The 13,126-nt window shown below is 74.0% G+C and carries 12 protein-coding genes and 1 tRNA gene; 10 read left to right on the forward strand and 3 right to left on the reverse strand.

What is annotated here, in order from left to right:
* The first annotated feature begins 52 nt into the window (after positions 1–52).
* The 7 genes from mihF (at position 53) to HLI28_RS14565 (ending at position 6,932) form a co-directional block, all read left to right on the forward strand.
* A complete protein-coding gene (mihF, locus tag HLI28_RS14535; protein ID WP_171248254.1) occupies positions 53–364 on the forward strand; it encodes an integration host factor, actinobacterial type in 312 nt (103 codons plus the stop codon).
* Between the two features lie 22 nt (positions 365–386).
* On the forward strand, positions 387–1,043 hold the full coding sequence (gene gmk / locus HLI28_RS14540) for a guanylate kinase (RefSeq protein WP_171248255.1): 657 nt from the start codon (positions 387–389) through the stop codon (positions 1,041–1,043).
* 75 nt (positions 1,044–1,118) lie between these two features.
* Complete coding sequence (gene rpoZ, locus HLI28_RS14545; protein WP_171248256.1) at positions 1,119–1,457, forward strand: DNA-directed RNA polymerase subunit omega; 339 nt, start codon at positions 1,119–1,121, stop codon at positions 1,455–1,457.
* 22 nt (positions 1,458–1,479) lie between these two features.
* Complete coding sequence (gene coaBC / locus HLI28_RS14550; protein ID WP_171248257.1) at positions 1,480–2,715, forward strand: bifunctional phosphopantothenoylcysteine decarboxylase/phosphopantothenate--cysteine ligase CoaBC; 1,236 nt, start codon at positions 1,480–1,482, stop codon at positions 2,713–2,715.
* 74 nt (positions 2,716–2,789) lie between these two features.
* Positions 2,790–3,998, forward strand: coding sequence for a methionine adenosyltransferase (gene metK, locus HLI28_RS14555; RefSeq protein ID WP_171248258.1), 1,209 nt, complete (start codon positions 2,790–2,792; stop codon positions 3,996–3,998).
* Between the two features lie 36 nt (positions 3,999–4,034).
* Positions 4,035–6,167: a primosomal protein N' family DNA-binding protein gene (locus HLI28_RS14560; RefSeq protein WP_171248259.1), complete on the forward strand. Its 2,133-nt coding sequence runs from the start codon at positions 4,035–4,037 to the stop codon at positions 6,165–6,167.
* A gap of 18 nt (positions 6,168–6,185) precedes the next feature.
* The gene (locus HLI28_RS14565) at positions 6,186–6,932 is read left to right on the forward strand and encodes an MBL fold metallo-hydrolase (RefSeq protein ID WP_171248260.1); all 747 of its coding nucleotides are present in this window, start codon (positions 6,186–6,188) and stop codon (positions 6,930–6,932) included.
* 4 nt (positions 6,933–6,936) lie between these two features.
* Here HLI28_RS14565 and HLI28_RS14570 read toward each other — a convergent pair whose 3' ends face one another.
* From HLI28_RS14570 to HLI28_RS14580, 3 genes are all read right to left on the reverse strand, one after another.
* Complete coding sequence (locus tag HLI28_RS14570) at positions 6,937–7,770, reverse strand: metal-dependent hydrolase (protein WP_171248261.1); 834 nt, start codon at positions 7,768–7,770, stop codon at positions 6,937–6,939.
* A gap of 128 nt (positions 7,771–7,898) precedes the next feature.
* Entirely contained in the window at positions 7,899–8,948 is a 1,050-nt protein-coding gene (locus HLI28_RS14575) for an alcohol dehydrogenase catalytic domain-containing protein (RefSeq protein WP_171248262.1), read from the reverse strand.
* A gap of 9 nt (positions 8,949–8,957) precedes the next feature.
* Positions 8,958–10,793, reverse strand: coding sequence for a glycoside hydrolase family 15 protein (locus HLI28_RS14580; RefSeq protein ID WP_171248263.1), 1,836 nt, complete (start codon positions 10,791–10,793; stop codon positions 8,958–8,960).
* Positions 10,794–10,917: 124 nt separating this feature from the next.
* On the opposite strand from HLI28_RS14580, the gene HLI28_RS14585 reads away from it, so the two are divergent.
* The 3 genes from HLI28_RS14585 (at position 10,918) to HLI28_RS14595 (ending at position 13,119) form a co-directional block, all read left to right on the forward strand.
* Positions 10,918–11,002: transfer RNA gene (locus HLI28_RS14585), tRNA-Leu, on the forward strand.
* Positions 11,003–11,143: 141 nt separating this feature from the next.
* Positions 11,144–11,914 (forward strand): SDR family oxidoreductase, encoded by a 771-nt coding sequence (locus HLI28_RS14590; protein ID WP_171248264.1) that lies wholly within the window; start codon positions 11,144–11,146, stop codon positions 11,912–11,914.
* 47 nt (positions 11,915–11,961) lie between these two features.
* Complete coding sequence (locus HLI28_RS14595) at positions 11,962–13,119, forward strand: AI-2E family transporter (RefSeq protein ID WP_425483397.1); 1,158 nt, start codon at positions 11,962–11,964, stop codon at positions 13,117–13,119.
* Positions 13,120–13,126: the final 7 nt, after the last annotated feature.

Here is a 13,126-nt window from a genome sequence, read left to right on the forward strand (position 1 = left end):
TACTTTCGAGGGAGCAGTACTCCCTGTCGGTCCGACTGAGTAGGTGACTTGCGTGGCCCTCCCTCCCCTCACCCCGGAACAGCGTGCGGCGGCCCTCGAGAAGGCAGCCGAGGCGCGCCGGGTGCGCGCCGAGATCAAGAACCGTCTGAAGTACTCCCAGGGGTCGCTCAAGGAGGTGATCGAGCAGGGTCAGAAGGACGACGTCGTGGGCAAGCTCAAGGTCGTCTCCCTGCTCGAGTCGCTCCCCGGAGTCGGTAAGGTGAAGGCCCGGGCGATCATGGAAGAGATCGGGATCGCCGAGACCCGCCGGGTCCGCGGTCTCGGACCGCACCAGTCCCAGGCGCTGATCGAGAGGTTTGGCTGAGATTTCCGCACCATCCGCCGCCGTGCCGGCACCCCGAGACACCGTCGTCCCCGACGATGCGCGAGGCCCGGCACGGCTGACCGTGCTCGCCGGGCCGACCGCCGTCGGCAAGGGAACCGTGTCGGCGGACATCCGCGCCCGGTACCCCGAGGTGTGGCTGTCCGTGTCCGCCACGACCCGGTCGCCCCGCCCCGGTGAGGTGCACGGCGTGCACTACCTCTTCGTCACGCCCGAGGAGTTCGACCGGATGGTCGCGGAGGGGGAGATGCTCGAGTGGGCGGTCGTGCACGGCCGCCACCGGTACGGCACCCCGCGCGGCCCGGTCGAGGAGCACCTGGCCGCCGGCCGTCCGACGCTGCTCGAGATCGACCTGCAGGGAGCCCGCCAGGTGCGGGAGGCGGTGCGGGACAGCGCCCTGGACGCCCAGTTCGTGTTCCTGTCCCCGCCGAGCACGGAGGAGCTGGTCCGGCGCCTCGTGGGACGCGGCACGGAGGACGCCGAGGAACGCGCGCGCCGGCTGGCCACCGCCGAGGTGGAGATGGCGGCCGAGCCCGAGTTCGACGTGACCATCGTCAACGACGACGTGACGCGCGCCACGGACGAGCTCGCGGGACTGCTGGGCGTCCCCGGGGCCGAGGGTGAGGAACGCCGCCCCGAGCCCTCGCACGGCGGACGGTAGACTGGCCAGCCGAACCCCTGATCTTCCACCGGTGGCGCTCGCCACCGGCCCCGACCTCTGCTTGGAGTGAGACACATGGCAGGAACGACGCCGCAGCCGATCGGCATCACCGACCCGCCCATCGACGACCTGCTGCAGCACAGCGAGTCCAAGTACGGGCTGGTGCTCTACGCGGCCAAGCGGGCGCGCCAGATCAACGCCTACTACGCCCAGCTCAACGAGGGGCTCCTGGAGAACGTCGGCCCGCTCGTCGAGGCCCGCAACCAGGAGAAGCCGCTGTCGATCGCGATGCGCGAGATCAACCAGGGGCTCCTGACCGCCGAGCCGGCCCCCGAGCCGACCGAGTCCGCCTCGACGCCGGCCGACCCGACGGCCGAGTCCGAGCACGCCGTGGGCGACGACGAGATCGTCTGAGCCGAGTGCGCGGGCGTCGTCGATGAGGATTCTGCTCGGGGTCTCCGGCGGTATCGCCGCCTACAAGGCGGTGCTGCTGCTGCGGCTGCTGCGCGAGCAGGGCCACGCGGTGCGGGTCGTGCCCACCGCAGCGGCGCTGCGGTTCGTCGGCGCGCCCACCTTCGAGGCGTTGTCGGGCGAGCCGGTGAGCGCCGAGGTGTTCGACGACGTCGAGAACGTCCAGCACGTGGCGCTCGGGCAGGGGGCCGACCTCGTGATCGTCGCTCCGGCCACGGCGGACCTGCTGGCGCGGGCCGCGACGGGACGCGCGGACGACCTGCTCACCTCGAGCCTGCTCGCCGCGCGGTGCCCGGTGGTCATGGCCCCGGCGATGCACACCGAGATGTGGGAGCACGCGGCCACCCGGGCCAACGTCGCGACGTTGCGCGACCGGGGGGTCCACGTCATCGAGCCCGCGTCGGGCCGACTGACCGGCAAGGACACCGGTCCCGGTCGGCTGCCCGACCCCGAGGAGATCGCCCGGGTGGCACTGGCGGTGGCGGCCGGCCCCGCCGAGCCGGTCACCGACCAGGACCTGACCGGCCGGTCCGTCGTCGTGTCGGCCGGGGGTACCCGGGAGCCGATCGACCCCGTGCGGTTCGTCGGCAACCGGTCCAGCGGTCGCCAGGGTGCCGCCCTGGCCGCGGCCGCCCGGGCCCGCGGTGCCCGGGTGACGCTCGTCGCGGCCCACGTCGCCGCGGACCTGACCGACCCGTTGGTGGCCGCCGGCGTGGAGGTCGTGCCGGTCTCGACCACCGCCGAGCTGCGGACGGCGGTCCGCCGGGCAGCGGTCGGCGCCGACGCCGTCGTCATGGCCGCCGCGGTGGCGGACTTCCGGCCAGTGGCCGCCACCGAGGCCAAGATCAAGAAGGTCGCCGGGCAGGCGCCGCCGTCGATCGAGCTGGTCGAGAACCCCGACGTGCTGGCGGAGCTGGCCGCCGAGCGGCTGCGCGCGGGGCAGGTCGTCGTCGGGTTCGCCGCCGAGACGGGTGACGAGACGGGCGGTGTGCTCGAGCACGGCCGCGCCAAGGCGCGCCGCAAGGGTGCCGACCTGCTGGCGGTCAACGCGGTCGGCGAGGCGCTCGGGTTCGGCACCGAGGTCAACGAGGTCACGCTGCTCGACGAGCACGGTGAGACGGTGGCGAAGGCCGCCGGCTCGAAGCGGCAGGTGGCGGACGCGATCTGGGACGCTGCCGTCGCCCGGATGACCGCATCGTGAGATGGTCTCAGCATGTGAGCGACTGGGGTGCTCGCATGGCGTCGTCCGGCCCCGGTGAACCGTAGGCTGATCCCATGACCGAAGCGCTGCGCCTGTTCACGTCCGAGTCCGTGACCGAAGGGCACCCGGACAAGGTGTGCGACCAGATCTCGGACGCCATCCTCGACGCGCTGCTCGCCCAGGACCCGCGCTCGCGCGTCGCGGTGGAGACCATGGTCACCACGGGGCTGGTGCACGTGGCCGGCGAGGTCACCACCGAGGCGTACGTGGAGATCCCGCAGATCGTGCGCGAGGTCGTGCGGGGGATCGGCTACACCTCGTCGTCCATCGGGTTCGACGGCGACTCCTGCGGCGTGTCCGTCTCCATCGGCCAGCAGTCGCCCGACATCGCCCAGGGTGTCGACACGGCGCTGGAGCGTCGGACCAACGCCGACGACCTCGACCCCTACGACGCGCAGGGCGCGGGCGACCAGGGTCTGATGTTCGGCTACGCGACCGACGAGACCCCGTCGTTGATGCCGCTGCCCGTCTTCCTCGCGCACCGGCTGGCCGAGCGGCTGGCCGAGGTGCGCCGCACCGGCGAGGTCGCCGGGCTGCGACCGGACGGCAAGACGCAGGTGACGGTCGGCTACGACGGCGACCGCCCCGTGAGCCTGGACACGGTGGTGCTGTCCACCCAGCACGACGCCGACCTCGAGCAGGACAAGCTCGCCACCGAGGTGCGCGCCCACGTCATCGACCCGGTCGTGGCGCAGGTGGCGGGTTCCGCCGGCATCCGGACCGACGAGGTGCGGGTGCTCGTCAACCCGACCGGCCAGTTCGTCATCGGCGGCCCCCAGGGTGACGCGGGGCTGACGGGCCGCAAGATCATCGTCGACACCTACGGCGGGATGGCCCGGCACGGCGGCGGGGCGTTCTCCGGCAAGGACCCCTCGAAGGTCGACCGGTCGGCCGCCTACGCGATGCGCTGGGTGGCCAAGAACGTCGTCGCGGCCGGGTTGGCCCGCCGCTGCGAGGTGCAGGTGGCCTACGCCATCGGCAAGGCGCACCCGGTGGGGCTCTACGTCGAGACGTTCGGGACCGAGACCGTGGACCCGGTGCGTATCGAGGCCGCGATCCGCTCCGTGTTCGACCTGCGCCCGGCGGCGATCATCCACGACCTCGACCTGCTGCGGCCCATCTATGCGGCGACCGCCGCCTACGGCCACTTCGGGCGCGAGCTCGAGGAGTTCACCTGGGAGCGCACCGACCGGGTGGAGGAGCTGCGTGCCGCCGTGCGCTGAGCGCACGACGTCGGTGGCTCGTGATGGCATAGCCCTGTGACCACCCGAGACGAGCCCGAGCAGCCCGCCCTGCTCGGGCTCGACGACGTCCCGGCCGCCCCGCGGCGCCGGACGGGGCGCAAACCCGGCAGCGAGCCCGCCGCGGTGGACCCCGTCGCCCGCGTGGTCCTGGACCTGTCCCCACCGCACCTGGACCGCGAGTACGACTACCTGGTCCCGGCGGCGATGGCCGACGACGCCGTGCCCGGGGTGCGCGTCCGGGCCCGGTTCGGGCCGCAGGACGTCGCCGGGTTCGTCGTCGCGCGCTCGGCGACCTCGGACCACGAGGGGCGCCTGCAACCGCTGCGGCGGGTCGTCTCCCCGGATCCGGTCCTGAGCCCGGCGGTGCTGGACCTGGCGCGCGGGGTCGCGGCCCGCTACGCGGGGACCGTCCCGGACGTGCTGCGGCTGGCCGTCCCCCCGCGCCACGCGCGGGTCGAGGCGGAGGTGCTCGCGCAGCTCGCCGACCTGGACGACCGGACGCACGACGGGGTCGTCCCGCCGCCGTCCGCCCCTGCGGGGGAGGGCTGGCCCGGCGTCTGGGCACCGTACCGGTCGGGCGAGGCGTTCTGCCGTCACCTTCTGGGCGGCCAGGCGCCCCGGGCCGTCTGGACGCCGCTGCCGGGGCTCCAGCCACCCGCGGGCGAGGAGACGGTGGCCCGCGTGCCGCACTGGGCCGCCGCGATCGCCGGTGCGGTACGGGCGGCGCTGGCCGGCGGCCGGCGGGCGCTCGTCGTCGCCCCGGACGCCCGGGACGTCGACAGGATCCGCGCCGCGCTCGAGGCCGCCGGGGTCGCCGACGTCCGGACGCTGCAGGCGGAGGACGGTCCGGCGCCCCGCTACCGGTCCTTCCTGCACGCCCGGCACGGACTGGCCTCGGTGGTGGTCGGGACCCGGGCCGCGATGTTCGCCCCCGTGCCCGACCTGGGGCTGGTCGTGCTGTGGGGCGACGGCGAGGAGACCCTCGACGAACCGCACGCCCCGTACCCGGCCGCCCGCGAGGTGCTCGCGATGCGCTCCGAGGCGGAGGGTGCGGGGTTCCTGCTCGGTTCCCCGGGCCGCACGGTGCAGGCCCAGGCGATGCTCGCGCGCGGCTGGGCCGCGGAGATCGCGGCCTCGCGCGAGGTCGTGCGGGCCCGGGCGCCGCGGGTGCGCGCGCTGACGTCGGTCGAGCTGGCGTCCGAGGGCCCGGGGGCGGCCGCACGCCTGCCGACGGCCGCGTGGCGGACCGCTCGGTCTGCTCTGGAGCGGGGACCCGTGCTCGTCCAGGTGCCGCGGACCGGTTACCTGCCGGTCGTGGCGTGCGCCGCCTGCCGGACGGCCGCACGCTGCACCCACTGCCACGGCCCTCTCGGGCTGCGGGGTGCGCGCGCCACCCCGCAGTGCACCTGGTGCGGCCGGCTCGCCGGCACCTGGCGCTGCGACGAGTGCGGCCACGACCGCGTGCGCGCCGTGCGGGTGGGGTCCGAACGCACCGCCGAGGAGCTCGGACGAGCCTTCGCCGGGGTGCCGGTGCGGGTCTCGGCCTCCTCGGCGCCCGGCGGGATCCTCGACCACGTCGAGGAGCGTCCCGCCCTGGTGGTGGCCACCCCGGGTGCCGAGCCGGTGGCCGAGAACGGCTACGCGGCCGCGCTGCTGCTCGACGCCGCGACAGCCACCGCCGGTACCGACCTCGCGATGGCCACGCGTGCCCTGCACCGGTGGATCGCGGTGGCCGCGCTCGTGCGCCCCGGTCCGGACGGTCAGGTGCTCCTCGTCGGGGACGCCGCGCCGGCACCGACCGGCGCGCTGGTCCGCTTCGACCCGGCCGGGCTGGCCGAGCGGGAGCTGGACGAGCGTCGCGAGCTCGACCTGCCGCCCGCTGTCCGCGTGGCGGCGGTGACGGGGGACGCCGACGCCGTACGCGCCGTCGTCGACCGCGTCGCGCTCGCCACGCCCGAGACCGTCCTCGGCCCGGTCGAGCTGCCCGCCGACGACCGGCTCGAGGCGCGGGTGCGCGTCGTCGTGCGCGTGCCCCTCGCCGACGGCGCGGAGCTCGCGGCCCAGCTCCGCGCGTCGATGGCCGTGCGGTCGGCCCGCCGCGAAGGCGGCCGGGTGCGGGTGCAGGTCGACCCGCAGGAGATGCTCTAGGGGCGCTAGCGTGCGGGCATGACCTTCCGCGCCGTGGCCCCGGACGTGCTGGTCCGCACCAGCCGGCGCGACGTCACGACGTCGGTCCTCGCCGTCGGGCCGCGGCGCGCGACCGGGCGGCGTCCCGCCCTGCTCGTGGACCCGGCCTGGGACGACGACGAGCTCGAGGGGATGGCTGACGAGCTGGTCGCGCGGCAGGTGCGGGTGGCCGCCGGGCTGTCGACGCACGCGCACCACGACCATCTGCTCTGGCACCCGCGGTTCGGGGCGGTGCCGCGGTGGGCGTCGTCGCGGGCGACGGAGGTCGTGCGGAGCCACCGGGACGTCCTGGACGCCGTGGTCCGGTCCGAGGGCCGGCAGGAGGCCGTGCTGGAGCTCTTCGCCGCCGTGGCCGCGCTGGCGGATGACCGCGTGCCCGACCCGGACGGTGAGCTGCCGCGCTCCGAGCTCGTCGTGCACGACGCGCACGCCCCGGGGCACGTGGCGCTGTGGCTGCCGGACGCCCGCGTCCTGGTCGCGGGGGACATGCTGTCCGACGTCGAGCCGCCGCTGCCCGCGGACGAGATCTCCGGAGACACCGACCTGGTCGGCTACCGCGAGGGGCTCGAACGGTTGGCGCCGTACGTGGCGCGGGCGGACGTCGTCGTGCCCGGGCACGGGACACCCACCCGGCACGCGGGCACCCGGCTCGACGCCGACCGCCGGTACGTCGACGCGCTGCTGGCCGGGCGCGATCCGGACGACCCCCGGGACGCCGCGCGTTGAGCGCTCAGCCCAGCGACGCCACCGCGGAGGTCAGCAGCGCGGTGCCGTCGTTCCAGGCGCCGGTGGCGTCGAAGCCCATCTGCGAGAGCACCGCCCACACCACGCCCACGACGGCGTAGATGCTGACCGGGGTCATGACGAGCCACTCGCGCCAGGACCCGGCGTCACCGAGCACCGGCACGGCAATGTTGCCGCTGCGGCCCCACATGTCGTCCAGCGGCAGCCACCGATGCCGGCGCACCCACCGCGGCGAGCCGAAGCGGATCGGCCACAGCAAGGGGACCCCCTGGGTGGTGACCAGGTCGCCGAGGATGTGCACCGTGGCGCCGAGGCCCACGCAGAACGGCATCCAGTACCACTCCTCGGGGGCGAACACGGCGATGAACAGGGCCAGGGAGATGGACGACGTCCAGGTCCACCAGCGCCGGCGTCCCGTCAGGTGCAGGGCTCGAAGAGCGAAGGCGACGAGCAGCACGGCCATGATGCCGGGGCCGATCAGCACCTCGCCGAACGTCTCGGTGCTGATCGTCAGGAAGCTCATCGCCCAGGCGATGAGCGTGAAGACCGCGATCCCCAGGATCGAGTGGGTGCCGTTGCGGTGGCCGCCGGAGATGGTGCAGACGAACTTCGTCAGCGCCTCCGACAGCGGGGGCAGCGAGTGCGAGATCGTCCCGTTGTGGTGGTCGGCGTCGGGCAGGAGCGCGGCGCCGGCGCAGACGAGCGCGCCGGTCATCACGCCGACGTCGGACACGGGGTACCACCCGAAGGCGATCGGGGTCGAGGCCGTGACCGCCACCCAGGCGGCTGCCCCGGAGGCGGCGTGGTGCCCACCCATCATGGTGCGTCGTCCTCCTTCGTCCGGTGTGCCCCTTGATGACCGTTTGGTCGGGGTCGGACGGAACGCTACACCTCCCTCGCGAGCACCGCAGAGCCGGGCGCCGGCGCGATGGTCGACGCGCGCCCAGGTCAGACGAGGTCGACGACGACCTTGACGTCGTCGTCCTGCGGCGTGAGGGCCTCGACCGCGCGGTCCAGGGGCAGACGCCGGGTGACGAGGCGCGCCAGCCAGTCGCGGTCGGCCCCGGCCAGGGCCTCGGCCGCGGCGCGGTAGTGCCGGAGGTTGGCGTTCACGGAGCCCACGACGACGTCGTTCTCCAGCACGACGGACCGGTTGGCGGCGCCGGCGTCGACGGGCACCTGGTGACCCGCGGAGGAGATGCCGGTCAGGACCGTGATGCCGTAGGGCCGCGTCGACGTGACGGTGTCCATGACGACGGCGGGTGCGCCGGTGCACTCGACGATCACGTCCGGCTCGACCCGGTCGGCCACGGCGGTCGGGTCGTCGTGGTGGTAAGTCGCCCCGAGGTCGCGCACGAGCCCGGGTTTCGGGCCGTCGGTCGCGCGGTCGAGGACGTGCACGTCGAGCCCGCGCCGGGCCCCGACCAGGGCGGCGAGCAGGCCGATCGGCCCGGCGCCCGTCACGAGCACCCGCTGCGGGTCGAACCACGAGCGCGCGCCGATCCGGTCCACCTGCTCCCAGGCCTTGGTCACGACGGTCGTGGGCTCCAGGAGTACGCCCACGTCGGCCAGGGCGGGGTCGAGGCGCACGGCGCGGTCCGCCGCGACCGTCCACCGCTCGGCGGCGAAGCCGTCGACCTCCTTGATCCCGTGCTCGGTGAACAGCCCGTTGCGGCACATGTCCCACTCGCCGTGGGCGCAGGCGCCGCAGGGCACCGGGTCGGGACGGCGGACGACCCCGACCACGAGGTCGCCGGGGGAGAACCCGGAGTCGTCCGGCGCCTTCCGGACCCGTCCCAGGGACTCGTGACCGAGCACGAGCCGCTCCTGGCCGGGCGGCGGGGCGCCGTGCTCGCCGCGGGCGATCTCGTGGTCCGTGCCGCAGATCCCGACCGCCACGCCGTCGACCAGCAGCTCGTCCGGACCGGCGACGGGGTCGGCCACGTCGGTGACGGCCAGGGAGTCGGCCTGCCCGGGGACGATGGTCAGTGCTCTCACGCGTGCTCCTCAGTCGGTGGGATGCTCGGGCATGCCGGTCATGTCGGTGCCGGCGCCCCGGATGCCGGACAGGATGCGCGCGGAGTTCACGACACCGAGGTGGCTGAACGCCTGCGGGACGTTGCCGAGCTGACGGCCCGCGGTGACGTCGAACTCCTCCGCGAGCAGCCCGAGGTCGTTGCGCAGACCGAGCAGCCGCTCGAACAGCGCGTGCGACTCGGCGTCGCGGCCGATCGCGTGCAGGGCGTCGACGAGCCAGAAGCTGGCGATCAGGAACGTGCCCTCGGTGCCCGCCAGCCCGTCGACGCCGTCGGCGTCCTGGCGGTACCGCAGCAGCAGGCCGTCCCGGCCGAGCTCGCGCTGCACGGCGTCGACCGTGCCGATCACCCGGTGGTCCGACCACGGCAGGAAGCCCACCCGGGGAATGAGCAGCAGGGCCGCGTCGAGACCGCGCGACCCGTAGAACTGGGTGAAGGTGTTCCGCTCGGCGTCGTAGCCGTGGGTGAGCACGTCGGTGCGGATCGACTCGCGCAACCTCCGCCACCGGTCGACCGGTCCGTCGAGGCCGAACCGCTCGACGCCGCGGATCATGGCGGAGACACCGGCCCAGGCCATGACGCGCGAGTGCACGAACGCCCGCTGCGGTCCGCGCACCTCCCACAGACCGTTGTCCACGTCGTCCCAGTGACCTTCCAGGTGGTCCAGCAGGGACCGTTGCAGCCGCCACGTGTCCTCGTCCTCGGCGATCCCGTCCGACCGGGTCAGGCTCAGGCCGACGAGGGCCTCGCCCCAGACGTCGAGCTGGAGCTGGTCGGCGGCGCCGTTGCCGACCCGCACCGGAGTGCTGCCCTCGTACCCCGGCAGCCAGTCGAGCGTGATCTCCGGGAGCCGACGCCGCCCGTCGAGGCCGTACATGATCTGCAGGTCGGCCGGGTCTCCCGCCACGGAGCGCAGCAGCCACTCCCGCCAGGCCTTGGCCTCCTCCCGGTGGCCGGTGCTGAGCAGGGCCAGCAGGGTGAACGCGGCGTCGCGCAGCCAGCAGTACCGGTAGTCCCAGTTGCGGACACCCCCGAGCTGCTCGGGCAGCGACGTCGTGGCCGCCGCGGCGATCGCCCCGGTCGGGGCGTAGGTGAGCGACTTGAGCGTGATGAGCGACCGCCGCACGGCGTCGCCGTACCGGCCCTCGTACCGGGTGCGGCCGACCCAGTCGCGCCAGTACTCCAGGGTGTCGGACAGGGCCTCCTCGGCGTCCACCGGCTCGGGCACGGGGTCGTAGGAGCGGTGGTAGCTCAGCACGAAGGAGACGCGGTCGCCCGCCGACACCTCGAAGCGGGAGGAGATCGTCTCGCCCGAGACGGTGTGCGGCACGGTCGCGGCGAGGTTGAGCGCGTCGGGGCCCGCGACCGCGCAGACCGTACCGCTGCGCTCGGTGCCCAGGATGCTCGGCGACTCGGTGACCCAGGGGACGACGGCCCCGTAGTCGAACCGTGGGCGCAGGACGCTCTCGACGGCCACGCGGCCGCTGACGCCCTCGACGATCCGGACCATGTCGGGGGTGCGTCCACGCGGCGGCATGAGGTCGGTCACCCGGACGGTCCCGTCGGACGTCTCCCACTCGGTCTCCAGCACGAGCGTGTTGCCCCGGTAGCGGCGACGGGTGCACAGTCCGGCGCCGACCGGCGCGATCCGCCAGGAGCCGTGGGAGTCGTCGCCCAGCAGGCCGGCCAGGCAGGCGGGGGAGTCGATGTCGGGCAGGCAGAGCCAGTCGACGCTGCCGTCCCGCCCGACGAGGGCGACCGTCTGCAGGTCGCCGACGATGCCGTAGTCCTCGATGCGCAGCGCCACCCGCTTCACGCTAGGGCAGCGGCGTGACCTGCGCCACGGCTCGACGGTTTGCAGGTCAGGGGCCTCGCCGTGCTATCTTTCTTACCGCGCCGGAACGGAGCAGGAACTCCGGGACGGTCCACTCGTCCGGGTGGCGGAATGGCAGACGCGCTAGCTTGAGGTGCTAGTGCCCGTTATAGGGCGTGGGGGTTCAAGTCCCCCTCCGGACACTCGTTTGAGACAGCGACGTCGAAGGCCCCCGGTTCCACGACCGGGGGCCTTCGTCGTTCCCGGAGTGACGTCGTGGCGCGGTCGGGTGGAGATCGGTTCGCCCGACCGCCGTCGCGGGCGTCCGCGGATACGCTGCGGCCGTGACGTACCTCGACGACCTCTTCTCCCTCACCGGCCGCACCGCCGTCGTCACCGGCGGCAGCTCCGGCATCGGCCGGGGGATCGCCACCGCGCTCGCCCGGGCCGGGGCCGCCGTCGTGCTGGTGGCACGCGGCCGTGACGCCCTGGACACCACCGCGTCCGAGCTCCGTGCCGCCGGGTGCCGGTGCGAGGCCGTCGTCGGCGACCTGTCCACCCGGTCCGGGGTCCGGGCCGCTGCGGAGGCAGCCACCGAGCCCTTCGGGGAGCCGGACGTCGTCGTCTCCAGCGCCGGGGTGAACCTCCGTCCTCCCATGGCCGAGATCGGCGAGGACGTCTGGGACACCACGATGGCCGTCAACCTCGAGGCGCCGTTCTGGCTTGGGCAGCGCTTCGGACCGGCGATGGCCGCACGCGGCCACGGCCGGCTGATCCACGTCAGCTCCCAGCAGGCCCACCGTGCCTTCGTCACCAGCGGCGCCTACGGCGTGTCCAAGGGCGGGCTGGAGTCTCTCGCCCGGTCCCAGGCCGAGGCGTGGTCCGCCCACGGCGTCACCGCCAACACCCTCGTCCCCGGTTTCGTGCTGACTCCGCTCAACGAGCGGCTGCAGGAGGACCCCGGTCGCGTGGCGGCCCTCGCGGACCGCACCCTCGTCGGCCGCAACTCCGTGCCCGACGACCTCGCCGGCGCCGCGGTGTTCCTCGCGAGCCCGGCGTCGGGGTACGTGACCGGCCAGTCGATCCACGTCGACGGCGGGTTCTCCGTGCACTGAGCACGTCGGCGCAGCACACTGGTCACGTCCGAGGTGGAGGGAGCGTCGTGGCGGAGGCCAGGGAGAACGTCCCGCAGTGGTTGCGCAGCGCCGCCGGGTGGTCGTGGCGTCTGGTCATGCTGGTCGTCGCCGTCGCGCTCGTGGTGTACGCCACGGCCCAGGTGCAGTTCGTGTTCTTCGCGATCTTCCTGGCGCTCGTGCTCACCTCGGTGTTCAGCCCGCTGACCGACCTGTACCAGAAGGTGATGCCCCGCGCGCTGGCCACGGCGCTCGCGCTGCTCAGCGGGGTCGTGGTGTTCGGCGGCCTGATCGCCTACGTCGTGGCGTCGGTGGCCGGGCAGTGGACCGAGCTCGGCGGGCAGTTCGAGACCGGTGTGCAGCAGATCCTCGACTTCCTCGAGACCGGGCTCTTCGGCCTGTCGATCAGCGCCGGCCAGCTCCAGGAGTGGCTGGACTCCGGGCAGCAGTGGGTGGCGGACAACGCCGAGAACCTCGTCGGGCAGGCCGCCGAGAGCGCCGGGTCCGTGCTCGAGGGGTTCATGGTCGCCGCGTTGGCGATCTTCCTGACCGTGTTCTTCGTCTACTCGGGCGAGCAGATGTGGCACTGGTTCCTGCACCAGGTGCCCGCCGAGCACCGCCGGCGGTGGGTCGAGGCGGCCGGTGCCGGCTGGTACACCTTCTCGGGCTTCGCCCGCGGCACCGTCATCATCGCGTTCATCGACGGCATCCTCGCCTTCGTCCTGCTGATGATCCTCGGGGTGCCGCTGGCCGCACCGCTGGCGGTGCTCGTGTTCATCGGCGCGTTCATCCCGCTGATCGGGGCGCCGCTGGCGATGATCATCGCCGCCGTCGTCGCCCTCGCCGCCGAGGGATTCATCACAGCGCTGATCGTCACGCTCGGCATCGCCGCCATCGGCCAGCTCGAGGGACACGTGCTGCAGCCGCTCATCATGGGCAAGCAGGTGGCCCTGCACCCGGTGGTGGTCGCGGTGGTCGTCCTCGCGGGAACCGTGCTGGCCGGGCTGCTGGGCGCGGTGGTGGCGGTGCCGTTGGTGGCGGTGGCCTGGACGGTGTTCTCGACGCTGCGCGGCGACCGGCCCGTCCCCGTGCCACCGGGGGCACTGGCGTCGCCGGATCCCCCCGACGACGACGGCGACGACGAGGCCGGCCCGGCGCCAGGGCCCGAGGGCCGCAGGGCGGTCTGACCGGCGC

The sequence above is a fragment of the Isoptericola sediminis genome (genome assembly GCF_013085345.1).
GTDB classification, from domain to species: domain Bacteria; phylum Actinomycetota; class Actinomycetes; order Actinomycetales; family Cellulomonadaceae; genus Isoptericola; species Isoptericola sediminis.

Coding starts and splice junctions, on each gene's coding strand:
- rpoZ (WP_171248256.1), top strand. CDS start 1,119: ATGGCAGGAACGACGCCGCAGCCGATCGGCATCACCGACCCGCCCATC.
- coaBC (WP_171248257.1), top strand. CDS start 1,480: ATGAGGATTCTGCTCGGGGTCTCCGGCGGTATCGCCGCCTACAAGGCG.
- metK (WP_171248258.1), top strand. CDS start 2,790: ATGACCGAAGCGCTGCGCCTGTTCACGTCCGAGTCCGTGACCGAAGGG.
- HLI28_RS14565 (WP_171248260.1), top strand. CDS start 6,186: ATGACCTTCCGCGCCGTGGCCCCGGACGTGCTGGTCCGCACCAGCCGG.
- HLI28_RS14570 (WP_171248261.1), bottom strand. CDS start 7,770: ATGATGGGTGGGCACCACGCCGCCTCCGGGGCAGCCGCCTGGGTGGCG.